The 25,309-nt window shown below is 60.5% G+C and carries 22 protein-coding genes and 1 tRNA gene; 6 read left to right on the top strand and 17 right to left on the bottom strand.

Annotation, left to right across the window (positions count from 1 at the left end; genetic code table 11):
- The first annotated feature begins 30 nt into the window (after positions 1 to 30).
- On the top strand, positions 31 to 1,326 hold the full coding sequence (locus PQU94_RS14145; RefSeq protein ID WP_272742079.1) for an ISNCY family transposase: 1,296 nt from the start codon (positions 31 to 33) through the stop codon (positions 1,324 to 1,326).
- Between the two features lie 484 nt (positions 1,327 to 1,810).
- Here the strand turns inward: PQU94_RS14145 and PQU94_RS14140 are convergent, their stop codons facing one another.
- The 9 genes from PQU94_RS14140 to dusB form a co-directional block, all read right to left on the bottom strand.
- Positions 1,811 to 4,240, bottom strand: a complete 2,430-nt coding sequence (locus tag PQU94_RS14140; RefSeq protein ID WP_272742078.1) for a beta-galactosidase — start codon at positions 4,238 to 4,240, stop codon at positions 1,811 to 1,813.
- A gap of 66 nt (positions 4,241 to 4,306) precedes the next feature.
- On the bottom strand, positions 4,307 to 5,854 hold the full coding sequence (locus PQU94_RS14135) for a DHA2 family efflux MFS transporter permease subunit (RefSeq protein ID WP_272742077.1): 1,548 nt from the start codon (positions 5,852 to 5,854) through the stop codon (positions 4,307 to 4,309).
- A 4-nt stretch (positions 5,855 to 5,858) separates the two neighbouring features.
- Positions 5,859 to 6,287 (bottom strand): MarR family winged helix-turn-helix transcriptional regulator, encoded by a 429-nt coding sequence (locus tag PQU94_RS14130; protein ID WP_272742076.1) that lies wholly within the window; start codon positions 6,285 to 6,287, stop codon positions 5,859 to 5,861.
- 193 nt (positions 6,288 to 6,480) lie between these two features.
- Complete coding sequence (gene hflX, locus PQU94_RS14125) at positions 6,481 to 7,827, bottom strand: GTPase HflX (protein ID WP_272742075.1); 1,347 nt, start codon at positions 7,825 to 7,827, stop codon at positions 6,481 to 6,483.
- Between the two features lie 115 nt (positions 7,828 to 7,942).
- Positions 7,943 to 8,191, bottom strand: coding sequence for an RNA chaperone Hfq (hfq, locus tag PQU94_RS14120; protein ID WP_013480329.1), 249 nt, complete (start codon positions 8,189 to 8,191; stop codon positions 7,943 to 7,945).
- Between the two features lie 181 nt (positions 8,192 to 8,372).
- A complete protein-coding gene (locus PQU94_RS14115; RefSeq protein WP_272742074.1) occupies positions 8,373 to 9,245 on the bottom strand; it encodes a D-amino-acid transaminase in 873 nt (290 codons plus the stop codon).
- 116 nt (positions 9,246 to 9,361) lie between these two features.
- A complete protein-coding gene (gene ntrX / locus PQU94_RS14110; protein WP_272742073.1) occupies positions 9,362 to 10,765 on the bottom strand; it encodes a nitrogen assimilation response regulator NtrX in 1,404 nt (467 codons plus the stop codon).
- Positions 10,765 to 12,975 carry a sensor histidine kinase NtrY-like gene (locus PQU94_RS14105; RefSeq protein ID WP_272742072.1) on the bottom strand — a complete coding sequence of 737 codons (2,211 nt, stop codon included), beginning with the start codon at positions 12,973 to 12,975 and terminating at the stop codon, positions 10,765 to 10,767. Before PQU94_RS14105 ends, ntrX begins: the two co-directional genes overlap by 1 nt.
- Positions 12,976 to 13,219: 244 nt before the next feature.
- On the bottom strand, positions 13,220 to 14,203 hold the full coding sequence (gene dusB, locus PQU94_RS14100) for a tRNA dihydrouridine synthase DusB (RefSeq protein ID WP_272742086.1): 984 nt from the start codon (positions 14,201 to 14,203) through the stop codon (positions 13,220 to 13,222).
- A gap of 65 nt (positions 14,204 to 14,268) precedes the next feature.
- Between dusB and PQU94_RS14095 the strand changes: the two genes are divergently transcribed.
- Positions 14,269 to 15,411: a bifunctional 2-C-methyl-D-erythritol 4-phosphate cytidylyltransferase/2-C-methyl-D-erythritol 2,4-cyclodiphosphate synthase gene (locus PQU94_RS14095; protein WP_272742071.1), complete on the top strand. Its 1,143-nt coding sequence runs from the start codon at positions 14,269 to 14,271 to the stop codon at positions 15,409 to 15,411.
- 273 nt (positions 15,412 to 15,684) lie between these two features.
- Here the strand turns inward: PQU94_RS14095 and PQU94_RS14090 are convergent, their stop codons facing one another.
- The 6 genes from PQU94_RS14090 to PQU94_RS14065 all read right to left on the bottom strand — a co-directional run bounded on the left by PQU94_RS14090 (position 15,685) and on the right by PQU94_RS14065 (position 20,172).
- Complete coding sequence (locus PQU94_RS14090; RefSeq protein WP_272742070.1) at positions 15,685 to 16,494, bottom strand: MBL fold metallo-hydrolase; 810 nt, start codon at positions 16,492 to 16,494, stop codon at positions 15,685 to 15,687.
- Positions 16,491 to 17,267, bottom strand: a complete 777-nt coding sequence (locus PQU94_RS14085) for a TatD family hydrolase (RefSeq protein WP_272742069.1) — start codon at positions 17,265 to 17,267, stop codon at positions 16,491 to 16,493. Before PQU94_RS14085 ends, PQU94_RS14090 begins: the two co-directional genes overlap by 4 nt.
- A 1-nt stretch (position 17,268) precedes the next feature.
- The gene (locus PQU94_RS14080; protein ID WP_272742068.1) at positions 17,269 to 18,279 is read right to left on the bottom strand and encodes a DNA polymerase III subunit delta'; all 1,011 of its coding nucleotides are present in this window, start codon (positions 18,277 to 18,279) and stop codon (positions 17,269 to 17,271) included.
- 1 nt (position 18,280) lies between these two features.
- Entirely contained in the window at positions 18,281 to 18,919 is a 639-nt protein-coding gene (tmk, locus tag PQU94_RS14075; RefSeq protein ID WP_272742067.1) for a dTMP kinase, read from the bottom strand.
- A 62-nt stretch (positions 18,920 to 18,981) separates the two neighbouring features.
- Positions 18,982 to 19,746: a septal ring lytic transglycosylase RlpA family protein gene (locus PQU94_RS14070; protein ID WP_272742066.1), complete on the bottom strand. Its 765-nt coding sequence runs from the start codon at positions 19,744 to 19,746 to the stop codon at positions 18,982 to 18,984.
- 72 nt (positions 19,747 to 19,818) lie between these two features.
- Positions 19,819 to 20,172 carry a DUF1304 domain-containing protein gene (locus PQU94_RS14065; protein WP_272742065.1) on the bottom strand — a complete coding sequence of 118 codons (354 nt, stop codon included), beginning with the start codon at positions 20,170 to 20,172 and terminating at the stop codon, positions 19,819 to 19,821.
- 198 nt (positions 20,173 to 20,370) lie between these two features.
- Here PQU94_RS14065 and PQU94_RS14060 point away from each other — a divergent pair, with 198 nt between their 5' ends.
- Entirely contained in the window at positions 20,371 to 21,030 is a 660-nt protein-coding gene (locus tag PQU94_RS14060) for a hypothetical protein (RefSeq protein WP_272742064.1), read from the top strand.
- Between the two features lie 251 nt (positions 21,031 to 21,281).
- On the opposite strand, the gene PQU94_RS14055 is transcribed toward PQU94_RS14060, so the two are convergent.
- Positions 21,282 to 21,371 (bottom strand) — tRNA-Ser (locus PQU94_RS14055).
- 168 nt (positions 21,372 to 21,539) lie between these two features.
- Between PQU94_RS14055 and PQU94_RS14050 the strand changes: the two genes are divergently transcribed.
- Positions 21,540 to 22,883, top strand: a complete 1,344-nt coding sequence (locus tag PQU94_RS14050) for a glycoside hydrolase 5 family protein (protein WP_272742063.1) — start codon at positions 21,540 to 21,542, stop codon at positions 22,881 to 22,883.
- Between the two features lie 38 nt (positions 22,884 to 22,921).
- Here the strand turns inward: PQU94_RS14050 and PQU94_RS14045 are convergent, their stop codons facing one another.
- Positions 22,922 to 23,536, bottom strand: a complete 615-nt coding sequence (locus PQU94_RS14045; RefSeq protein ID WP_272742062.1) for a hypothetical protein — start codon at positions 23,534 to 23,536, stop codon at positions 22,922 to 22,924.
- Positions 23,537 to 23,626: 90 nt separating this feature from the next.
- Between PQU94_RS14045 and PQU94_RS14040 the strand changes: the two genes are divergently transcribed.
- A complete protein-coding gene (locus PQU94_RS14040; protein ID WP_272742061.1) occupies positions 23,627 to 23,860 on the top strand; it encodes a sulfurtransferase TusA family protein in 234 nt (77 codons plus the stop codon).
- A gap of 111 nt (positions 23,861 to 23,971) precedes the next feature.
- Positions 23,972 to 25,306, top strand: coding sequence for a diguanylate cyclase domain-containing protein (locus tag PQU94_RS14035; RefSeq protein ID WP_272742060.1), 1,335 nt, complete (start codon positions 23,972 to 23,974; stop codon positions 25,304 to 25,306).
- Positions 25,307 to 25,309: the final 3 nt, after the last annotated feature.

The following is a 25,309-nucleotide window of genomic DNA, read 5'->3' as shown; positions in this document are numbered from 1 at the left end:
TCTCCAGCTTTTTAGCTGGAGGTGCTGAAGATGGCAGTTCGCATCATGAGCGACAAAGAGTTGGCGCGGTTCGAGGTTCTACGCGATCTCGACCATGAGCGCCTCACCGCACAAGCCGCCGCAGATATACTAGGCCTTAGCCGGCGCCAGACGCTTCGGCTGCTCAAGGCCTACCGGACGTGCGGTGTTAACGGTTTGGTATCAAAGCAGCGCGGCCGTCGGAGCAACCGGCGCAAGCCTGAGAACGTTCGCGCCGAAGCTCTGGCGATCATCCGCGATCGCTATGCCGATTTCGGCCCTACTTTGGCCGCTGAGAAGCTGCGCGAGCTTCACGACATCTGCCTTGGCCGTGAGACCATTCGTCTCTGGATGGCGGAGGAAGGCCTCTGGACGACGCGTAAGAAACGCCGGCCACGCGTCTACCAGCCCCGCTATCGGCGCGACTGTGTCGGCGAACTGATCCAGATAGACGTCTCAGAGCACCGCTGGTTCGAGGGCCGTGGGCCGATGTGCACTCTGTTAGTCTTCATCGACGACGCCACCAGCCGGCTAATGCATCTACAGTTTGTCGAGACGGAATCGACTTTCTCTTATTTCGCGGCAACCAAGGCCTACCTTGAGGCTCATGGCAAACCCGTCGCCTTCTATAGCGACAAACACTCCGTGTTCCGCGTCGCCAAGCCGGGTGTCACCGGCGATGGCATGACGCAGTTCGGCCGTGCCTTAAGCCGTCTGAAGATCGAGATCATTTGCGCCAACTCCAGCCAGGCCAAGGGACGCGTGGAACGCGCCAACAAGACCTTGCAGGACCGCCTAGTGAAGGAACTGAGGCTCTCCGGCATCAGCACCATGGAGGCTGGCAATACGTTTCTCCCTGCCTTCGTCGCGGACTACAACAAGCGCTTCGGCAAGGCGCCCGCCAACTCTAAGGATTTACACCGTCCCATGTCTCCCCGCGATCAGCTCGACGACGAGTTTACCTGGCAGGAAGAGCGCACGCTTTCCCAGTCGCTCACCCTGCAATACGACAAGGTGCTGTTCATCTTGGAGCCGTCCGAGACCGCCCAAGCGGCGATCGGCAAGCGAGTCACGGTCGTCGACTATCCTGACGGCCGCATTGCCATCCGCTACAAGGGCGAAGAACTCGCCTACCGGACCTTCGACAAGATCCGGAAGGTCAACCAAGCCGCCGTTGTAGAGAACAAGCGGCTCGGCTCGTTGCTGGAGATGATCAAGGCCTACCAGGATACCCAACCGCCAGAGAAGCGCAGCCGAAAGGCGCCAAAGCGTCGGGACCAGACTGGTCACATGTTCAATGTGGGCTAAGTCAGCAACCACTCCACCTTTGCGGCAGATATGTTTAGCGCTGGACGACGGCTTATTTCCCGCCAAGATGCGCTACGGGTATCATATTCGATAACCCCGTAGGTACGCCCGCACGTGCGCCAGCTCATACAAGGTGCGACGTTTGGCGCTTCGTCCCAAGGAAGCTCATAGAGCCGGCGCAATTCCGCGGTCACCGCCTCAAGCGTTGGAAACTCTCCGAGCCACTCCGCATGGGCTTCATCTTCGATCACAAACATGCACGCACCTTAGCATGCATCGAGGCTGGCTAGACAGAAAACAAGATAGTCAGTGCATCGGTCGTTAGTCGGTCGCTGCGCTAGCTTGAAAAGCTGCGCGCCCGCCCGCCGCCTTACTCCACCGACAGTGCCAGTGACATTTCTAACTGGCACAAACCGCGACATTTCTATCCGGACTAGACATTTGGTGGCGGTATATGTGCCGGTTTCGAGGCCTGCCTTCAGAGCTATTTCAGCGTCAGTTCGTATTCCGGTATCAGCCGGATTGCGTCGATGCGCGCCACCTGACCGTTCGTGAATTGCGGTTTCACGCTGGCGTCGAAATAGACTTTTGAATCTTCCCGCAACGGCATAACACTGAGCGTCAGCGGCTTCGCCAGCTTGTCGGCATAACGCTTGAGCCCGATACGCCACGTCCGTCCGATATAGTATTCGTCGTCGAGCATCTGCGGCCCCGAAAACAGCCGCGCCACATCGCCCTGATAATCGACATCCAGATAGACGTCGGATACCCCTTTCAGCGCGTCCTCAGGCACTTTTACGGTCCATGCGGCCGAGGCTCCGAAACTCTCCGGTTCGGGCACGACGGGCGTATTGCGCGGCCCATAGTTCTTGAGCGGCGGAGCCTTGCCAGCCAGACGCAAAGCCCGCCATTCGGCGCTGAGTTTCACCTCTGGTGCCGTGGCCGACCAGCGTTGAAGCAAACCCGAGAATTTCTCAGATTTTAGTTTCAGATTTGCGCTTAAATTACCTGACAAATATGGATAAATCGCAAATTCAAACCTCGGATCGTTTTGCCGCAACGTCGCGCCGCCCTCGGCGTTACCAAAGACGTGCGCGGCGCTCAAAATCAGGTGTGGCCGGCCTTGCACGGTCACGGTAGTCAGGCTCTGCGCCTGAGCTTCGCTGAGCAGGAGCAGACGCGCGATCTTGCCGTTTGTGCCGGTGACGGTAACGATGCGCCCCGCGTCAGGCGTCACCCGTATCCACCCCCCCTGACCGGTCTTTTTAGCCCCTGTTACGGCGCGCACGACCTTGGCGTCAAAGACAAATTCCGGTTCGATCTGACCCGTCGCGGCAAACACATAGAGATCACCCTTCCCGTCGTTGATCTTCGTTACCGGCTGGGTCGTCGCCCACAGGAGATCGACGCCCGACAGATCGAAATGGACGGGCCAGATAAAGGCGGCCCCCTCTTCCACCGTCACGCCTTTGGACGGCAGGGTTAGGGTTTCGCCGCTCAGCTTCACCTCAAAGCGCGTGTCGGGGTGGGCCGGTGTGGCGTAATGGCGCACATGGTTATTGACGAAGACGAAACCCGACTGGCCATCGCCGCGGAAGGCCCAGCGTAGGGTTTTGAGGTCATCGGCGGTTTCCGGCTTAACCTGCGGCGCATAGACGGCCATGGGCGCCAGACGATCCCCGAAGGCCTGAAGAAAGGCATGGATGGGTTTCAGACGATTGAGAACCGGATGCGCCTGTCCGTACTGGCCCAGCGGGGCCTGAAAATCGTAACCCAGCCTGGGCACGTCATTGTACCCGCCGCTGGCCACACTTTCATCGCGCGACGGCGTTCCGGACGGGTTCTGACCGCCCTGAAACATGTAATAGCCCAGAAGGTTGACGCCCGAGCCCAGCTTGGTGATCACCATGTCAGCGATATCATCAGGGCTGATCAGGGGGCGGCGGCGATACATTTGCGGGACGCCCCCACCGTATTCCGCCCCGAAAAACGGCGTGATATTGCTATCCCGGGCTCCGTCATCCTGTGTCGAGGTGCGCCCCTGCGCCCCCAACCCCTTTTCATTGCGCACGCCAAACTGAAACATATAGCTCGACTTGGGCGGCAGGATGCCCGATGCGGCCGACCACGGCTCATCAACATAGGTGCCGAAAACCGGGATCACCTCGCCGCGCGGAAAGACCGCATTGTCCCAGCCGGTAACCGTATAGAGCGGCACATCAAAGCCATGCGCACGTAACATATCCTTTAGTCTTGAAATATGTTCGCGCCCCTGAAGTGGCCCGTTGCGGTTATATTCGTTCTCGATCTGGATGCCGATGACGGGGCCGCCGTCCTTCCACAGAAGCCCCCTCGCCTGTTCCGCCACCTGTGCAAAGAAGGTATCGACGTAGCCAAGATAGGTCGGGTCGTTGCTGCGCGTCGGGACCGAGTCAACTACCCAGTCCGGAATGCCGCCAAAGCGCACTTCCGCATGGGCCCAGGGGCCGGGACGCAGATAGACATAGAGGCCGTGTTTCTGCGCCAACTGTATGAATTTGCGCAGGTTGCGGTTGCCGCTCCAGTCGAAGACTCCGTAACGTTCCTCGTGGTGCTGCCAGATAACGTAGGTGGCGACGACCGTGACGCCCGCCGCCTTCATTTTAAGGAGTTGCTCCTCCCAGTATTGTTCCGGAAAACGGGTATAATGAAACTCACCCATGACCGGCAAAACGGGTTTGCCAGCAAGCGTCAGATAGCGATCATTGACGCTGATGAGCTGCCCCGAAGGCGACAGGCCTGTCCCCATCTTCAACAGGCCTTCGCGCGGCGCCGGAGGCGCCATCTGCGCATCGACCCGCACGGTTTCCGCCGAAGCGAGCCCGCACAACAGGCTCAGCACAGCCGTCGAAGCGGCCAGAAGATTTCGGTTCATAGGCATTTCCCTTTTTGGTTGGGAAATTTGTACGATAATAAATCGGGCTCGCCAAGCGATATGACCCTAGTGGTCGGCCGCTACGGAGACGGGCGCACTCTCGGCAGCCTTCCTGACGCGGATAAGCAACAGCAACGGAATGGCGGCGAGGGTCAGCAGGAACATCAGCCAGAACCCATCGACATAGGCGATCATGCCGGCCTGACGGGTCACTTCGGCATTGAGCGCGCTTAGGCCCCCCGGACCGCCGAAATAGAGGCTGGCTATGGTCGGATCGTACAGGGCCGGATTGTCGCGCGTTACGTGTTCGGCAATATTGGCGTGGGCTTCCTGACTGTTGCGCGCCCACAGGGCCTGCACCACCGCGATGCCGATGGACGAGCCGATATTGCGCACCAGACTGTAGATAGCGGTGCCGTCGGCGCGCAGATAGGGCGCGAGGGTCTGAAAGCTGGCGGCGGAAAGGGGAACGAAAACGAGGCCCAGTCCGATCCCCTGCACCACTCCGGGCCAGATGATGTCGCCCTCGGACAGGACCAGCGTGTACGCACACATCAGCCAGAGCGAAAACGCTGTCAGGGCAAAGCCCACCGCCAGAATCAGCCGCAAATCGACCTTCCCCACCAGCCGCCCCACGACAAACATGGCCAGCATGGTGCCGATGCCACTGGGTGCCGTCACCAGACCGGCACGTTCGGCCGGATAGTGCAGAAGCCCTTGCAGCAGTTGCGGCACCTGCGCCCGCGTCGCAAACAGGATCATGCCGACAAGGAAGATAAACAGCAGGCCGGTCAGGAAGTTGCGATTGGTCAGCAGGCGATAGTCGAGGAAGGTCTGCCCTGCCGGCCGCGTGGCCGTATGGATGACGAAGACCGACAGCGCCACGGCGGCGATGATCGCCTCGATCCAGATTTCTGGCGCGGCGAACCATTCCAGTTGCTCGCCACGATCCAGCATCATCTGAAAGGCGCCGATGGCGAGGCTGAGCGCCGCAAAGCCATACAGGTCGAATGTGACCCGCCGGGCCCCGGCACGCGACGGGATAAAGCGCCAGATGCCCCACAGGGCCAGCGCCCCTACGGGCAGATTGATGAAAAATACCCAGCGCCAGTCGTAATTGTCGGTCAGCCAGCCGCCAACCGTCGGCCCCAGAATAGGTCCGATCATGACGCCCATCCCCCAGACCGCCATGGCCGATCCGTGCTTTTCGCGCGGATTGATATCGAGCAGGGTGGCCTGCGACAGGGGCACCAGAGCAGCCCCGAAGGCCCCCTGAAGGATGCGCGCCAGCACGATTTCCGGCAGGTTCTGCGAAATGCCACACAGCATGGAGGCGAGGGTAAAGCCGCCGATCGACCACAGAAAAACGGTTTTCACGCCGAAACGGTCGCTGAGCCAGCCCGTCAGGGGCGTGGCAATCGCGGTTGCGACAATAAAGGAGGTCAGGACCCAGGTGATCTGATCGACCGAAGCGTTGAGGCTGCCCTGCATGTGCGGCAGGGCGACATTGGCAATGGTCCCGTCCAGAGCGACAATGATCGTAGCCAGCATGATCGACAGAGTGATCATGGCCCTTTGTCGGGGCGTTATCTCGGCGGCAGGGGCTTCGGACATGGCGTCAGGCGTCCGCTATAATCAGTTGAAGTTGCTCAATAACCTCAGTGGCAATCGTCAGCTTTTGCGGATCAATACGGCTCAGGGTTTCGGCGCGGAAGACCGTTGCCTCCTGATGGATGCGTTCATAAACCGCCTGTCCTGCCGCCGTGACCGCTACGTGCTTGACCCGTCGGTCCGAAGGGGACGGCACGCGCTCGACAAAGCCTAGTCGGGTCAGGCGGTCGATCATGGCCACCATGCTGGCCGGTTCGACGGCAAGCATCTGCGCCAGTTCGCTCTGTGACGGGGCGGGCGTGCTCTTGGCTGCGGCGGCAATGGTCATCCACGCGGCTTCTGACATGCCCAGATCGCGCAACCGGCGGTCAAGCGCCGCCCGCCATTGCCGGGCCGTCATATGCAGGGCCTTTGAGAAACGCTCATCATAGTTCATGAAAAGACACCTTATTGTTAGGTGTCTAACTATTAAGTCGTGGCGGATTTGGCAAGGGGGGTGTGCGCGCACTTTTAAAGAAGTAGCCCGACTTTTAGAGCGATATGTCGAAAAATGTGGGCGGTTTTCGACCAAAATGCCGGGAAAAAACAAAAATTTAGAGCGGGAAGCCGCTATTTAAAATCATCCCGCTCTAACGCCCGCCGATCATCTGTTCGTAACGACCAAGGGCCTGGTCGCTGAGCTTCACCTTGAGGTGAATCTGACCCTGTTCATCGTCGAAGCGGTCCAGCACGCGGCCCTGAGTGTACAGGAAGGCCAGAAGCTGACCGTCCTGCGGCGCCAGTTCGACGTCGATTTCGGTGCCGGCCTCATCCACCTTGAGCGCGATGTCGCTGAGGAGCTTTTCGATCCCCTCGCCCGTGATGGCCGACACCATGATCGGCTTGTTCATGGCGCGATCCAGCACGGCACGGCTATAGAGGATGTCGCGGGCTTCCTCGTCCAGCAGGTCGATCTTGTTCCACACCTCGATCAGGCGCGATCTGTCGAGGTCCGGATGGATATGGGTCAGCACCTGCATCACGTCCTGCGCCTGCGCGTCGCTTTCGGGGTTCGACATGTCGCGCACGTGCAGGATCAGATCAGCTTCCAGCACCTCTTCCAGCGTGGCGCGGAAGGCGGCGACCAGTTCGTGCGGCAGGTCAGAGATAAAGCCCACCGTATCGGAAATAATAGCGGCCCGACCACCCGGCAGTTTCAGCGTGCGCAGCGTCGTGTCGAGCGTGGCGAACAGCATGTCCTTGGCCAGCACTTCGGCGCGCGTCAGGTGATTGAACAGGGTCGATTTGCCGGCATTGGTATAACCGACCAGCGCCACAATCGGGTACGGCACCTTCTTGCGGGCGCTGCGGTGCAGGCTGCGGGTGCGGCGCACCTCGTCCAGTTCGCCCTTGAGCAGTTTGATCTTGTCGGCGATCATGCGGCGGTCGAGTTCGATCTGGGTTTCGCCGGGGCCGCCGGTCGTACCGGTGGCGCGCTGCCGCTCAAGGTGGGTCCAGGTGCGCACCAGCCGCGAGCGCTCGTATTCCAGCCGCGCCAGTTCGACCTGAAGCTTGCCTTCACGCGTGCGGGCACGACGGCCGAAGATTTCGAGAATAAGGCCGGTACGGTCGATGACCTTGCGTTCCCAGGCCTTTTCGAGATTGCGTTGCTGGATCGGCGTCAGGGTGGTGTTGACGATGACAAGATCGGCTTCGACCTCTTCGCACAGCGTCACAATCTCCTCAACCTTGCCGGAACCGAACAGGGTGGCGGGGTTGGGCTTGCGCACCCGCGCCGTGTCGGCGGCGACAATCTCAAGATCGAGGGCGATGGCCAAACCTGCGGCTTCGTCCAGACGCGACTCGTCATAGCGGCGCGCCGCAGGCACACCCTGCGGCTGACGCGGCGAAGACGGCGCGTGCGGCGCGGCCATGTCAGGGTCGATGATGACCGCACGCTGGGTTTCCGGCGTGCGGTTTACAAATTTGGTGCTCAAAAGAGTCCTTTGGACGACAAGACGCACATCCCAAAAAGTATAAGCGGTTTTTGGATCAGATGTGCGTCAAAGCGAAAAGATCAAGGCGTGATCCGATCAATGATCGGAGCGCGACTTAATCGTCCGAGTCTTCTTCCTGCTCGTACAGTTGCACCGGCGCGGCAGGCATGATGGTCGAGATCGCGTGCTTATAGACCAGTTGCGACTGACCGTCGCGGCGCAGCAGCACGCAGAAATTGTCGAACCAGCTAACGATACCCTGAAGCTTGACGCCGTTGATCAGGAAGATGGTGAGAGGCGTTTTGGATTTACGAACGCTGTTAAGGAACGTGTCCTGCAGGTTTTGTTTCTTTTCGTGGGACATTTAGTCGCCCTTCTTGTTTGACATTGCGGGCCCAGGAGGGGCCTCACACACAGAGATAAGCAAAAGTCACGAAATCACAACGCACTGGCGTACATAATTTCGTGAAGTATCATACGCGACAACCGCCGTCCAATTCAACCGAACACCTCATAACATAATATTTCGGTGAAATTCCAAACCTTTACGCCTCTACCCCCGCCGTTTTTCGGGCACGCGACATATAGGCGTCGCGCAGCCGCAGCGACAATTCGCCCGGCACTCCGTCACCGATCCGTGATTCGTCGATCTGTACGATGGGCATAACGAAGGTCGAGGCCGCCGACAGGAAGGCCTCTTTGGCGCATTTGGCTTCCTCCAGCGTGAAGGCGCCTTCGGAGACATCAACGCCTTCTGCCCGCAGGATGTCGAGCAGGCTGATGCGCGTCACGCCCGGCAGGATATTGGCACGCAGGCTGCGCGTCTTCACCTCGCCCTCGGCTGTGACGATATAGACATTGGCCGACCCGCCTTCGGTGACGAAACCTTCCGCATCGACAAAGATCACATCGGAAGCCCCCGCCTCACGCGCCGCCTGTTTGGCCAGCACATTGGGTAAAAGCCCGACCGTCTTGATATCGCAGCGACCCCAGCGGTTGTCGGGGGCCGAGATCACGCGGATGCCTTTACGCACCTTGGCTTCGGCCGCCTGACGATCAACCGGCTTGGCGGTGATGACCACAGCCGGCTTGACCGGCTCCGTCGGGAAGAAATGGTCGCGCGGGGCGACACCCCGGCTCACCTGAAGATAGACCAGCCCCTCACCGATGCGATTGCGACGGATGACCTCGTTCAGCACCACCACCAGAGCAGAACGCGGCATCGGCATGGCGATATGCAGTTCGCGTAAACTCCGCTCCAGCCGGTTCAGATGTCCCGCCAGATCGGCCAGTTGCCCGCCAAACACCGACCACACCTCGTAAACGGCGTCAGCAAACTGATAGCCGCGATCCTCAATATGCACGGCAGCATCGGCGTGGCGCACATAGGCACCGTTCACATAGGCAATACGGGACATGGAAAACTCAGGCTTAGAAGGAAAGACTCAAGGGGCCACAGGCCGCTTGACCCCATAACTGTTCAGCCACGAACGTCAAGGCTGAGCACAAGGTTAGGGCACGAGGCCTCCTCGCCTTACACCTCTTCGTCTTCGACACCGCGGATATGGGCCAGCCCCAGCGACTTCAGCTTGCGGTGCAGGGCTGAACGTTCCATGCCGATGAAGTTGGCGGTGCGCGAAATATTGCCGCCGAAGCGCACGATCTGCGACGACAGATATTCGCGTTCAAACACTTCGCGAGCGTCCCGCAGCGGCAGGGCGATGATGCGCTCCGGGCGTATGGCCCCGGCGACAGCCGATTCCACCACCTCAGCCGGCAGCATCTGCGCCGTGATCGGCTCGGACGGATCGCCAGAGGCCAGAATCAGCAGGCGCTCGATATTGTTGCGCAATTGCCGGACATTGCCCGGCCATTCGTGCACCTGAAGCGTCGCCATCGCGTCCTCGGACAGGGTGCGTTTGGGCAGGCCCTGAGCACGCGAAATGCGTTCGATGAAGTAGTTGACCAGTTCGGCGATATCGCTGCGGCGTTCGGACAGGCCGGGGACGCGCACCGGCACCACATTGAGGCGGTGGAACAGGTCTTCGCGGAAGCGCCCGGCGGCGATTTCCTGCGTCAGATCCTTGGAGGTCGAGGAAATGACGCGCACATCGACCTGCACGTCATTGACGCCGCCGACGCGCACAAAGCGCTGTTCGACCAGCACCCGAAGGATGCGGCTTTGCGACTCCATCGGCATGTCGGCCACTTCGTCGAGGAACAGGGTGCCGCCGTGCGCACGCTCAAACACGCCGATCTTGCGTGGCCGGCCCTCTTCGCCCTCTTCGCCGAACAGTTCGACGTCAAGACGCTCAGGCGTCACTCCGGCGGAGGAGATGGGCACAAATTCGCAGCGCGCACGCGGGCTCGCTTCGTGGATCATGCGCGCCACCAGTTCCTTGCCCGACCCGGCGGGGCCGGAGATCATGATGCGTGAATTGGCGGGGGCGACCTTGGCGATGGTGGTGCGCAGAAGCTGCGCCGCCGCCGAATTGCCGATCAGGCCATCCGGCACCACAGCCTGACCGCGCAGGCGGCGGTTTTCACGGCGCAAGGATGCCAGTTCAAGTGCTCTCTGAACCACCATGATCAAGCGCTCGGTTTTAAATGGTTTTTCGATAAAGTCGTAAGCGCCGCGCTTGATGGCCGAAACGGCAGTCTCGATGGTGCCGTGACCCGAAATCATGATGGCCGGAATATCCGGGTCCAGTTCGCGGATGACATCGAGCAGTTCCAGCCCGTCGAGCCCGCCCCCCTGCATCCAGATGTCGAGTACGCACAAGGACGGCTTGCGCGCCTTGATCGCCCGCAGCGCCGCGCCGGAATCGGCGGCCGTTCTGACCGAATAGCCTTCGTCTTCGAGGATGCCCGCGATCAGTTCGCGGATATCGGCCTCGTCATCGACCACCAGAATATCTACGCCAGATAATACCTTCATCACACCCTCATCAGTCTTGCCCCGCTATCGGGAGCTTCGTTGGTTTGAGCCGGAGCCTGGGTCTTGGGTAACCGCAAAACGGCCCGCGCCCCGCTCAGATGGACGGCGTCCGCCAAATAGAATTCGCCGCCATGATCTTCGAGAATGCGCTTGACGATGGCGAGGCCGAGCCCCGTCCCCTTCTCGCGCGTGGTTACATAGGGCTCGGTCAGACGGTCGCGGTCCTTGTCCGGCAGACCAATACCGTCATCCTCGATTTCAATGGTGAGGAACCCGTCGTTCAGATGCATTTCCACCCGCATCTGACCGCCCTCGCCGCCGCCATTGGCCATGTGGCGTGAGACGATGGCCTCACCGCCGTTTTTGAGCACATTGCCCAGCGCCTGCGACAAAAGCCGACCGTCACAGACGACCGTGACCTCGGGCAGGGGCTCTATAATGTCGATATGAACGTCCGGCTTGGCCACGCGCTGCGAAAACACCATCTGCCGGATCAGTTCGGCGGCGTTTTCTTCAGCAAAATTGGGCACCGGCATCCGCGCAAAGGCCGAGAACTCATCGACCATGCGCCCGATATCCCCCACCTGCCGCACAATCGTATCCGTCAGACGATCGAAAGTGTCGCCATCGGTTTCGATCTGCGAACGGTATTTGCGTTTCAGCCGTTCCGCCGACAACTGGATTGGCGTCAGGGGGTTCTTGATCTCGTGGGCGATGCGGCGCGCCACATCTTTCCACGCAGCATTGCGCTGCGCGGCCACAAGGCGTGTAATATCGTCGAAGGTCAGAACCGCGCCGCCCGTATCGAGAGATGAGGCGCGCACCCGCACGCGGCGCGTATCACCCTTGCGCACCAGATCGACCTCGGCCTCCTCCACCTTGTGCGGGGTCACCTTGTCCAGAAGCTCGCAGATTTCCGGCGCCAGTTCGCGGATATGCTGCCCGAACGAGTCTTCGGTCGGAATGGACAGGAAGTTGGCCGCGTGACGGTTGATGGCCGAAATCTGCTCGTTTTCGTCAATACCGATGATGCCCGCCGAAATTTCCGACAGCACGGTTTCGATGAAGCGACGGCGTTCTTCGGCCTCCTCATTGGCGGATTTCAGCGCCGCCTGCTGACTTTGCAGGTCGCTGGTCATGCGGTTGAAGGCGCGCGACAGGACGGCGATATCTTCCGACTGCTTGTCGGTCATGACGCGCGCATTCAGGTCACCCGACGCCACCTTGTCGGCCGCCTGCACCAGTCGGGCGACAGGCACGGCGATGGAGTCCGCCGCCGAGGTGCCGACCCAGATGGCCCCGATCAGCACCAAAAGCACGGTTTCCATATAGGCTAGGGCGAAAACCCCCTGCACCCGTACCGAGTTGCGGGCGGATTCCCGGAGGGCATCAATGGCTTCCTTGGCGCTTTGGACCTTGGGCACAATCCCAGGCGTCAGGGTCTTAACCGCGTAGAGCTTGGCCCCGTTATAGCCCTGAAGCGGGTAGATCATGCGGATCGTATCGGGCGCCGCAAACAAACCGCCACCGATATCACCTTCATTGGCCGTGTCGATCGCCACCTGATTGGGGGCCAGATAGGGCGGCGCGCCGGGATTTTCAGCCCGCGCCAGCACCTGCCCGCTGTCGTCAATAATATAGACCGCCGCCAGTTCGCCACGAATGGAAATCAGTTCGCGCAGAGCCTGTGAAAAGCTGAGACGTTCGACAAACATGCGTGTCAGCTCGGGGCGTTGCAGGTCGCGCGCAATGTCGGTCAGCGTATCGCGCGCCGTATTGGTCTGGGTCTCGATAAAGGCCGCCCCGATATCGGCGCTGTTTTCGACCGACGACTGCACCCGCGCCGAAAACCACGTTTCCACGCCGCGATTGACCAGCACGCCGAAGAACAGGGCCACAACAAAGGCCGGCGTCACGGCTGCCAGGGCAAACAGGGTCACGAAGCGCACATGCAGGCGCGTGCCGGCATCCTTGGCGCGCGACCGTGCCAGTTGCAGCACCCGACGCAATACGTAGAAGCTCAGGCCCAGCAAAAAGGCGAGGTTCAGACAGACCAGACTGAACAGAAAGACGCTGGATGGGCCCAGCGGCCCCGCCCCCGGCGCGGCAATAATAATCCAGATGATGAAGGCGGTCATCAGGGCCGACAGGGCATAGGCGCTGACCATAGCCAGACGGCCACGGCTGGCGGCTTTAAGCCCCCGAGTCATTCGGGCCCACGAAAGGCCGAAACGCCGTCTGATGTTTGCTTCCTTCAAAATTCGGTTTCCAGAGACCACGACACGGCACAAGCGAACGCCCCAGAGCGCCCACCGCGCAGAGTTGAAGCGCGGGACGATCTGAGGGTGGCATTTGTGCACTACTGTGTCCGAATATCAACATCTATGTTGCAGGAATGCGCCTGATTTGCCGCCGCCTGATCACAAAATGTTTTCGGATTCGTCCATCGCGGTATCAGACGAACAGGTTTTTCAACTCTTGCTCGATAAGGGCGGCGTCTTCCAGACGACAAAGACGCGCCTTGTCCTGACGACGGACAGCGGCGTCCTCATAATAATCGCCCGCCTCAATATACCAACCCAGATGCTTTTTGAACATTTTGAGGCCCAGGCTCGCGCCATAGAAGCTGAGACTGTCGTGCAGATGCTCAATAATGAGATCCAGACGCGCTGCCCCTGTTGGCTCAGGCCGCGCCTCGCCGCTGAGCGCGGCATCCAGTTGCGCCGCCAGCCATGGACGGCCATAGACGCCGCGTCCGATCATCAGGCCGTCGGCCCCGGATTGCCTCAGGGCCTCACGCGCCCGTTCGCCATCGGTGATATCGCCATTGACAATGACGGGAATGGACACCGCCCTCTTGACCTGCCGCACAAAGGCCCAGTCGGCCTCTCCCTTGTAAAACTGCTGGCGTGTGCGGCCGTGCACCGTCACCGCCTGCACCCCGATGGCCTCAGCCCGGCGCGCCAGTTCCGGTGCATTGCGGCTGTGGTCGTCCCAACCCATGCGCATCTTGACCGTTACTGGGCGCGAGCTCGCCCTGACCGCCGCCTCCATCAGGCGGCTGGCGGCATCCAGATCGCGCATCAGGGCCGATCCGCACAGCACGCCGGTCACCTCCTTGGCCGGGCAGCCGAAGTTGAGATCGACTATATGCGCCCCGGAGGCTTCGGCCAGAGCCGCACCGCGAGCAATAAAGTCGGGGTCCTTGCCGATGAGTTGCACGATCTTCAGACCGGCGTGTTCCCCCAGCGCGAATTTGCGCACCACGTCCGGACGCCCGCGCTCCAGCTCGGCACAGGCCACCATCTCCGTCGCGGCATAGACGGCACCCAGCTTTGAGGCCATACGGCGGAACGGCAGGTCGGACACGCCGGTCATGGGCGCGATCAGGGCGCGCCCGGCAATCTCCACATCCCCGATCCTAAGACTGTGTGTCATCATGGGCGCGAAATAACCGTGAAGCCCTCTTTACGCAATGGGCAGCCTGAGATTAAGACGAGGCCATGAGTTTCAATGCGATCATCGTTGCCGGCGGTTCGGGTCAGAGGTCCGGCGGTAAAAAGCAGTGGATGCCCTTGCGCGGCAAGCCGGTTCTCAACTGGTCGATAGAGGCCTTTGTCCACGCCGGAGCGACGTCGATCGTGGTGGTGGTGCCGCGCGATGACCTCGATCACGCCACCCTGACGCTTCAGGGGCTGGAACGGGTGCGCGTCGTGCCGGGCGGTACCACCCGCGCCCTGTCGGTGCAAAAGGGCCTCAATGCGTTGTACGAAACCGCCGGTCCGGATGATTGGGTGCTGATCCATGATGCCGCGCGGCCCCTGCTGACGGAGGACCTGATCAAGGCGCTTCTGACGCGGTTGAAGACGGCGCGCGCCGCCATTCTGGCCGTTCCGGTCACCGACTCGCTGAAACGCGCCGAAGACAGCCGCATCATCGATGCACCGTCGCGTAACGGCCTGTGGCGCGCCCAGACCCCGCAGGCCTTTCGCCTGAAAGACATAACCGACGCCTATGCCCGCTGGTCCGCTGAGGTCGAGGCGACGGACGAGGCCATGGTGGCCGCCGCTGCGGGAATCTGCGTCGAAATTGTCGAGGGGGCGCAACGCCTTCAAAAGCTGACCTATCCCGAAGATTTTGCCGTGCTGGAGGCCTTCATGCCCGCTCAACAGATGCGTATAGGTCAGGGTTTTGACGCCCACCGCTGGGGACCGGGCGAAAGCGTGAGGCTCTGCGGTGTCGAAATTACCCATGATCAGACGCTGATCGGCCATTCCGATGCCGATGCGGGTCTGCACGCCCTGACAGACGCCCTTCTGGGGGCGGCGGGACTGGGCGATATAGGCGATCACTTTCCACCGACCGACCCGCAATGGAAGGGCGCACACTCCGACCTCTTCCTGCGTCATGCCGTCGAACTGATCCGCCAGCGCGGCGGCGAGGTCGTCAATGTCGATGTGACGCTGATTTGCGAACGCCCGAAGATCAAGCCGCATCGCGCCGCCATGCGCCAGAGGGTGGCCGATATTCTGACCCTTGAACCGGACCGTGTCAGCATCAAGGCCACTACCACAGAGAAGATGGGCTTTACCGGGCGCGAGGAAGGCCTCGCCGCTCAGGCAGTGTGTCTGATCACCCTGCCCTGACCTGTCTCATTTTGATGCAGTGCACAAAACTGGTATTTTTAATTATATAATGAAATCAATATTTTTCTTAATTTTCAGAACTATGTTGTGTGATATATATACCCAAAATTAGCTATAAATGCTGCTTTGCGACATATTTCGCGTGACAGGAGTCCCAGAATATGATCAATTGTAAACGTTCGGGGTGGCTTTGTTCTTAAAAGCCTTATTTTGATCATTTTTTTCGCTGCTTTTTTTTGTGTGTTCAGCCCTCACCACCCCGAACAGGCTTTCTCACAGATCCGTCTCGATCACCATCTGATCATAGGCTGGAACGACGCCGTCGGGCAATTTCGCCCGCAGCTCCTCGTAGTCCATTTCCTGATGCAGATTGGTCAGAATGGCCATTTCCGGCTTGACGTGCGCGATCCATTCCAGCGCCAGATCAAGGTGCGCGTGGGTCGGGTGCGGTGCGTAACGCAGAGCATCGACGATCCAGACTTTCAGCCCATATAACGACGCAAAGCTGTCTTGCGGCAGGTCGCTGATATCGCTGGAATAGGCCACGTCGCCGATACGATAGCCCACGGAGCGAATGGGTCCGTGGATCTGATCGAAGGTGACGACCGGCATGTCGCCGCCGTCGCCGTTGAGTTGGAATCCCTCGCCAAACGCGGGCAGGTCCATCGGCGTGCAGATCGGCGGATAGCCGAACTTCCCCGTAAACACATAGCCAAAGCGCGTCAGCAGGGTTTCGCGCGTTACCGCGTCCATATAGCCGGGCACCTGTTTCTGACGCAAAAGGGCAAAGGTGCGCATGTCGTCTATGCCGTGCGTCTGATCGGCGTGGTCATGCGTCCACAGCACCGCATCGAGATGTTTAATGCCCGTCTGCACGATCTGACTGCGGAAGTCGGGAGAGGTATCGACCACCACATTGGTCGTCTGTTCCGGACGGGACGTGTCGAACACCTGGAACAGGGCCGAACAGCGGCTGCGGCGGTTTTTCGGATTATGCGGATCGCAGCGCCCCCAATAGCCATCCGCACGCGGCACGCCGGTCGAACAGCCTGAACCCAGTATAGTGGTCTTCAGCCGCCTCATGCGCGCGGTATCCGCTTGAACAGGGCATAAAAGGCATCGGTCGTCCGCGCGATCGTGTCTTCGCGCGTCCAGCCGCGGATTTCCGCCAGCTTGTCATAGACGTGCGTCACGTAGGCGGGTTCGTTGCGCCGTCCGCGCATAGGTATGGGCGCCAGATAAGGGCAGTCGGTTTCGACGATGATGCGTTCGGCAGGCATGTCCGCGATGATGTCGCGCACGTCCTGCGCCGCCTTGAAGGTGGCGATGCCCGACACTGAGAAATAGGCCCCGATCCCGGCGGCCTTCTTTGCCAGTTCCGCACCCGATGTATAGCAATGCAGCAGAAAGGTGAACGGCCCTCTGGCGTGTTCGTCGGACAGTATCTCCCACATTTCGGCGTCGGCCTCGCGCGTGTGGACCACCAGCGGCAGGCCACTTTGCCGCGCCGCGTGGACATGGGTGCGGAACACGGAGGCCTGAACGTCGCGCGGGCTGTAGTCATAGTGAAAATCCAGCCCGCATTCGCCAATGCCGACCACCTTGGGCCGGTGCGCCAGTGTCAGCAGGTCCGCCACGCTGAGGTCGGGATTTTCCTTAGCCTCGTGCGGGTGGGTGCCCACCGTGGCCCAAATATCCTGGTGCGTCGTCAGGTCGTAGCAGGTTTCAAAATTCGACACCCGATCGCAAATATTGACCATCAAGCCCACCCCGGCCTCACGTGCGCGACCGATCACCGCGTCACGGTCTTCGTCGTATTGCGGGGCGTGAAGATTGACGTGACTGTCGATAAGCATGTTACCTGAGCGCCTTGATATCGTTGACGATGGACCAGAAATATTCGCCGCGGTCCAGATTGACCCCTTCGGTTTCGGCCACAACCGTGCTGAGCCTGACCCACAGCTCGGACCATTGCCGTCCGCGCGCCGGCGCATCGGCGCTGAGCGCCCGCTCCTGCACCCGGTCACTGAGCGCGGCGATAAATTGCGCGAACTTTTTGGGGCCGTCGATCTTTGAAGAGTTAGTCTTGAACATCGTCATCAGCGGCAGCAGATCAAAGCGCGCGGGCGGGGCCTCGGACAACAGCCGTGCCGCCAGCTCATCCATTTCCAGCGCCCCCTCTTCCCACAGCCGCAACCCCTTACCGGGTGAGCCCTTGGCCATCACCACCAGCCGTTCAAGCTGTTCGGGGCCAAGGTCGGCGCGCGCGGCGATAAAGCGCTGAACCGCCTCATCGTCCCACGGCGAGAAACCCAGACGGCGGCAGCGCGATCGAATGGTCGCCAGCAGCTTGCCCGGCGAATGCGAGATCAGGAACAGCAAACCCCGTTCAGGTGGTTCTTCAAGAATTTTTAGCAAGGCATTGGCCGAATTGATATTCAGGTCATCGACCGCATCGACAATGCACACACGATAGGCCGAACGCGACGGCGCCTTGGAAAAGAACTCCCCCACTTCGCGCACCGCATCCACCGTGATGTTCTTGCGCGTCTTGCCGTCCTTCTGCTCACGCTCCAGCACCAGAAGATCGGGGTGCGACTGCGCCACGATCAGGCGCGCATCCGGGTCCTCTTCGGACATGCCGAGAATACCGAAGCCCCGGTCGCGCTGATGCCCCATGAGATAACGCGCCGCGCGATAGGCAAAGGTCGCCTTGCCCACCCCTTCCGGCCCGCACAAAAGCCAGGCATGGTGCAGCCGACCGCGCGACAGCGCTTCGACAAAGGCCGTTTCCTGCGCCTCGCCTTGAATGAAATCAAAGACCTGGCGCGGATGAGCGACGGCGGTATCGTCTTCAGTCACCGCCATCTCAGCTTCCCTTCACTTCGGGAAAGCGATCCGAGACCATGCGCCAGATATCGGCCCCGATGTCCTCAATCGAGCGGTCAGCGTCGATCAGGCAATAACGATCGGGGTGCGCGGCCGCGCGTCTGCGAAAGCCCTCACGCAGCCGTTCGTGGAAGGCCAGCCCCTTGGACTCAAAGCGGTTTTCGGAATCGCCGCGCGCCAGCGCCCGCTTAAGCCCGGCCTGCGGCGGCATGTCCATCACGATGACCAGATCGGGCTGCGTGTCCCCCACCACGGCGGCATCTATGGTTTCGATCAGTTCCGGCGTCACACCGCCGCCGGCCCCCTGATAGGCACGGGTGGAGTCGGAAAAGCGGTCACAGACGATCCACGCCCCGCGTTCCAGCGCCGGGCGGATCACCTGCTCCAGATGGTTGGCACGCGCCGCATACATCATCAGGGTTTCAGACATCGGCGACCAGCGCCCGGCCTCCCCCGTCACCAGCAGGTCGCGCAGCGCCTCCGCACCGCTGGACCCGCCCGGTTCGCGCGTCTGCACCACCTCAAGCCCCAGATCGCGCAGATGCGCCACCAGCGCCCGCACCTGAGTGGACTTGCCGGCGCCCTCGCCGCCTTCGAATGTGATGAATCTGCCGGTCATGCTCGCCGATACATCGGCCAAGCGCCCGGCGAAGACAAGGCTAAAATGTCGGATCGGGTGATTTACTCGTCACGCGTCAGAATGGCGTCAAAATAGCCTGCCGCCAGAACCTGCTGCCGGTAAAGCTCAGCCTTCTGCGCGCCCTCGAAGGGCCCCAGCGACACGACATAAAGGCCGCGACGTTCATCGATCCGCGCACTCAGCGACTGGCTGACCCGCTCGGCATTGGTGCGCTCGGAAAACGCCCCGATCTGCACGCGATAGCGTTGCCGGTCGCTGTCGGCCGGTTGCGGGGTGGCCGCATAGACCGGCCGGGCGCCCAGCTCCGCCGGGCCCAGAAACTTGATACGTACCCGCGCCGTGCCGACCTGATGCACCCCCAAGGCCTGAGCCGCCCCCTTCGACAGGTCGATCAGCCGCCCATCGACAAACGGCCCGCGATCATTGAGCCGCAGCCGCAGGGTGCGGCCATTGTCGAGATTGGTCACCTCGATCACCGACGGCAACGGCCAGGTCTTGTGCGCCGCCGACAGGGCATTGGGGTCAAAACGCTCGCCTGTCGCCGTTAGGCTGCCCGACTCGTGGCCGTACCAGCTCGCCGTGCCGGTCAGGGTGTCGCCGACATCGGGCACATAGGGGCGATAGGTGTCGCCGCGCACCGTATAGGGCCGCAGGTTGGCGGCGCGATACTGCCCGTTTTTCACCACGTCCGGGCCATCGCGCGTGCTGTATTTCGGCCCGCCTGCACAGGCGGCCAGAAGCGAAACCCCTATCAAAACCAGAAGTTGCGCCGCTCTCTTCGCCAATAGCTTCAATACGGTGGACATGTCACACCCCGCTCAACGCATTCTGTGCCCAAACAGGGTAAAAAGAAATGGAAAAGGCTTGGTTAATCGCCTTTACAGATGCAGCCCCAGCGCGATCAGGGCCAGCGCCGCCGGAAGCGCCTGAATAAACAGAATCTTGCGACTGGCCGTCGCTGCCCCATAGACCCCGGCCACCCCCACGCAGATCAGAAAGAAGACCTTGAACGCCTCTGCGTGCGGCCCCGGCACCAGCCCATAGATCAGACCGGCGGCCAGAAAGCCGTTATAAAGCCCCTGATTGGCCGCCAGAGTCCTGGTCTGCTCTGCAAATTCGCGGCTGAGCCCAAAGGCCTTTAACCCCGCCGGTTTCTGCCACAGGAACATCTCAAGGATAAGGATATAGATATGGATCAGAGCAACCAGCGCGGTCAGAACGGTGGCGATCATGGAGTGTTTCCCTGTGTTTACGCGGTTAAGCTATGCGAGGTCACGACAGGTGACAATATGAAGGCTTAAGACGCGAAGAATGTGGGGAAAGGATGCACCCCATAAGCCCCAGCGGGGCGCCTTGCCGCGAAGTTGTTGCTGGTGCGGCGTAGGTGACTACATTGACAGTATGTGGCACTGTCACGCGGTGGGGTTCGAATGTCGATATTCAAATATTTCACCAAAGAAGCGCACGCACTCGAACTCATCAAAAAGGGGGTGCTGATGATGCAGCCCCTCTCCCATTTTCGAGGGCGAGAGGCAGACGGCGTTCGCGGTGATCCCCTTGATGGTATTTTGACCTACGCGCCTGAAAACGGACTGGTTATGAATATGGAAGACGGTCGCGTTCTTACTCTGGAAGGCGGCAGCTTCAACTCTTCAGTCAGCCATAACGATATATTTGTCTATTGTGCCAGCAATCAGTTGTCCACCGAACTGGCCAAGATGTTCGGTGCCTTTTGTGTCGAGATACCTGACCCGGAGGTGCTGGTCCGCCGACTGAAGCAACGCGCGCATCCCACATCGCAACTCGACTATGAGAGGGTAGTTAGCGGTAAGGTTGAATATCGCGAGCACACCAAGGAACCGGGTGCCGATTGGGCGCTTCCCGAGCGACTAGTGCTTATCAAACCTGAAGGCTTTGCATGGCAGGATGAGTTTCGGATTGCAGTAGGGAAGCGCAATACCATGAGCGTAGAGAACGTGGGGCTGACAATCCAAACAGGGCCGGTCGATTCTGTCTTCCAACAGGTGCCCGCACCAATTTTTTTGAGGGTGGGAAAGTTGACCGATATTGTGACGCTGCACCGTTTTTAAGTGCGCCGCTTGATTTGCTTGAAGTGGCTTTTGTGCGCGGTATTTTATGCCTCAGCCAGAAAAGCAGTGACCTGCGCTATCCGGCTATATTTTATCGGAAATTTAGCGGACAGGGTGGGATTGGCTCCGCTACGCTCCGCCGAACCTTCGCTTCGCTTCGGTTACGAACCCCATCTCCCCGTGGGTTCAAGTCCCCACCCCCGTCTGTCTATCAAAAAAGCCGACCCTCTGGGGTCGGCTTTTTTGATAGATGGCGGACAGGGTGGGATTCGAACCCACGGTAGGCTTCCACCTACGGCGGTTTTCAAGACCGCTGCCTTAAACCACTCGGCCACCTGTCCTTGCTTTGAGCGGAATGCGCTTCTATCGTGACACTTTGCGATTGCCAAGGGGCCTGTGGGCATAAATCCTCAGCCGCATTGGAAAAAACGTCAGCGCCGATTAAATATTTCAAAAATAATTATTACAGGCTAGATTGCGTCCCTTCAGAACATACAGGAAGGATTCCCATGACCGCGTCCCTTTCCCGCCGCAGCGCCCTGCTGGCTTCGCTCAGCCTCGGTGCCCTGTTCGTCGTCAGTCAGGCCTCTGCCGCCACCCCGGCCGGTGATTTTGTCACCGTTCAGGGGCCGCATTTCAAGCTGAAGGGCGAAACCTGGCGCTTCGTCGGCGCCAATATCTGGTACGGGGCGTATCTGGGGGCCGATGCCGCCTTTGGCGACCGCAAGCGTCTTCAGAAGGAACTGGACGATCTCAAGGCGCTGGGCGTCACCAATCTGCGTGTACTGGCCTCGTCCGAGCTGTCGCCGCTCAAAAACTCGCTCGATCCGGCCTTCCGCACGCGCGAAAACGGCAACTATAACGAAGCCCTGCTGGCCGGGCTCGACTACCTGCTGGTCGAAATGCACAAGCGCGGCATGAAGGCCGTGCTGTACCTGACCAACTTCTGGGAATGGTCGGGCGGCATGATGGCCTATCTCGACTACACGACGGGCCACTATATCAATAACGGCGACCCGGCCCACCCGTGGCCCGAATTTGCCGACGTCAGCTCGCGCTTCTACGCCAACGAAAAGGCCGTAGCCATGTACCACGACTATGTGCGCTTCCTGCTCAAGCGCACCAATTCGCTGACGAAAAAGCCTTACCGCGACGACCCCACCATCATGGCCTGGCAGCTCAGCAACGAGCCGCGCCCCGGTGGCGGGCCTGAGATCGCCGCGCAGCACATGCCGGCCTATCTGGCGTGGATTTCATCGACGGCCAAACTGATCCGTTCGCTGGCGCCGCATCATCTGGTGTCGCTGGGTCACGAAGGCCTGATGGGCGTGGTCGGCAATGAAATATTCCTGATCAATGCGCATAAGGAGATCGACTACCTGACCGCACACATCTGGCCGCAAAACTGGAGCTGGGTCGATGGCAAGGACCTGCCTGGCACCTTCGATGCCGGCGCGGCCAAGGTGCAGAAATATATCGACGATCATATCCGCATCGCGACGGCGATGAATAAGCCGCTGGTCTTCGAAGAATTTGGCTTCCCCAGAGATGAAGTGAAGTATGAGCCGGGCACGCCAACCGTCTGGAAAGACAAGTTTTATAGCATGATCTATAAGGCGGTCGAAGACGCGGTAAAGACGGGCGGGCCGGTATCGGGATCGAACTTCTGGGCCTGGGGTGGCGCCGGGCGCGCCCTGCATAAGGACTACTGGATGCTGCGCGGGGAAACCGCCTATGTCGGCGATCCGCCGCACGAACCGCAGGGCTGGTACAGCGTTTTCAACACTGACACCTCGACGCAAGCTCTGATCCGTCAGCACGCCGAGCGGATCAAAAAGCTCAAAGTCTCCTGATGTATATGATGAAAAATCCGGATTAACCCCTGGCTTTTTTATGGTTTTATGGCGTTTGCTATGGGGCCCGCAGGGGCCGCCGCGCCGCCCAGACCCGGCAAAACCGCCGTCTGATAGTCCGGCGGAATGACGAACCATTTGGCGTCCTGCGCGCCTCTGGCATAGGCCACCACCTGAAACAGCGGCGCATTGCGCCCCTTCTGCGTCATCTGCATCAGGATGCCGTCGCTATTGGCGCAGGCCATGCCGGACTGATTGAGATAGCCGCTGAATTCCAGCGTCCGGCACGGTTGCCCGGCCATTAGGCTTGAGCCCACCGGACGCACGGTCGCGCGCGCTTCCAGCGTCGCCAGATCAAGCGGCAGAGGCAACAGGGCCGCCTCACGGCTTAAGGGGAAAAGCAGCGCGATACGTTTGCCGCCCGCCGACGTCAGGTGGATCAGCACCCCCTTGTCGCGGTCGGTAATATAGGTTTGTAACACCCCGCCACTGAGCATATCAACGCGCAATCGCGCCCCGGTGCGGCGCACCTCCACGGGCGTGTCAAACCCGGCCATACGGATTCGGGCGAAGAAATCCGGCTCGGACGACACCTGCGCCTGTGCGGTCGGCGTCAGGGCCATCAGCGACAACAGAATGATCAGCCAACGCATTGGGCGACTCCTTTATCCCGCTTGCATTTGCGCGGATTCGGCGGCATTGACCAAAGCCTTCTGCATGGGAAAGGCATTTTTGAGACCTCTGTGACCCCGACCGAGCCGCCTGCCCTGCTGATCGACGCCCGTGGCCATCGCTGCCCGGTACCGACCCTGCGCCTGCGTAAGGCCCTGTCCGAGCATCCAGACGCCATTATCACCTTGCTGGCCGATGATCCGATGGCGCAGGTCGACGTGCCCCACTTCTGTCAGCAGAACGGTTTTTGCCTGCTGGCTTCCGATGCCGAAGACAACCACAGGCGATTTGTGGTCCGCCTTTAAACCTTTCCGGCCGTTTACCTTTTGGCGAGACGAATCGTTTAGGCCTTATCCTACCGCGTCCAGGGCGGGTGGATATCCTGTGTTCAGGGCCTGTTTTTCAGGGAGTGTGAGTTGACCATTCAGGCGCGCGTCTTGCTGCTGGCGAAGGATCAGCAATGGCCGGAGCGGCTGGGGGCCGAGCTTGACCGGCTGGGCTGGCGCAGCATTACCGCCTATCGCGCCGACGCGGCGCTGGCCTGCATCGCTGATCTCCAGATCGAGGCGGTACTGGTTGATGCCGCCCACCCGGATTGTACCGCCGATCTCGTTACCCGCCTGCGTGAGGCCTGTGCGCCGCGCCGTCTGCCCATCGTTCAGGTGACACACAACGGTCAGTACAGCATCCCCGAAGGCTGGGACATGGTCTATGACCGCGACGCTCACCCGCAGCAGATCGTCCTTGGCCTTGAGCACATGGTGCGCGCCAATGTCGCCGAAGAGGAATACGAACTGCGGCGCGACACCCTGAGTGCCCTAGGGCTGGACATACCGCCGCGCGACGATGACAAGCCGCTGGCCATACTTTCGGTAGGGCCGGCAGACCCGGATTTTCTGGCCCTCAGCCATACCCTACGCGCGCGCGGGGTTGACCTTTATGCGGCCTTCACTAGCTATTCGGCCTTTGATTATCTTCATGATAAGACGTTCGACGCGGTCGTCCTGTGGGGGCGTGAGTCCGTTGCGGAAGCCCTCTCGATCGCATCGGGTATGCGGCGTAATACCCGGCTCTACCACACCCCGGTCTTCCTGCGTTTACAGAAATCCGTCGATCTGGATTTGGGCGATGCCTTCCTGCGTGGCGTCAACGATGTGTCCGCGCCGGGGGCAAACGAAGCCGAAATCGCCGACCGCGTGCTGCGTCTGGCCCGCGCCTATCGCCGTCAGAGCAATACACGGCAGGCGCTGGAGGCCGTCAACCACAGCCCGTATATGGACAAGGGCACGGGTCTGTTTACACGCGACCTGTTTGCCGCCCATCTGGCGCGACTGGCCAAGGCCTCCAGCCAACGCAACCGACCTTTGAGCGTTTGCGTGCTTAAAATTTCTGAAAATCCAGAAATTGCACAGGCCCGGATGCGGAAATCGCTTGAACGCGCCATGCCTCAGATCGGTTCGATGATCTCGCGGCTGGTGCGCGCCGAAGACACGGCCGGGCGTTTGTCGGAAGAGGTGTTTGCCCTCGCCCTGCCCGCCACGCCCGAAGCCGCCGCGCGCCTCGTCGGGGAGCGGATCGGAGCGGTGATCAGTTGTACGGCCTTTGAATCCGGCGGCGGTCGTTCGCCCTTCGTTGTCGAATTTGACGTCGGCGTGGCTGAACTGATCGGCGGCGAACCGGTAGCCGAAGCTCTGACGCGCGCTGCCCAGCAGATTCGCCCGGCCCCCGGTACGATGGGTCAGGCGGTCTGAGCC

This window comes from Asticcacaulis currens, assembly GCF_028550395.1.
Classification (GTDB): Bacteria; Pseudomonadota; Alphaproteobacteria; order Caulobacterales; family Caulobacteraceae; genus Asticcacaulis; species Asticcacaulis currens.
The sequence above is the reverse complement of the archived record's forward strand: the minus strand, read 5'-3'. Positions and strand labels throughout refer to the sequence as shown.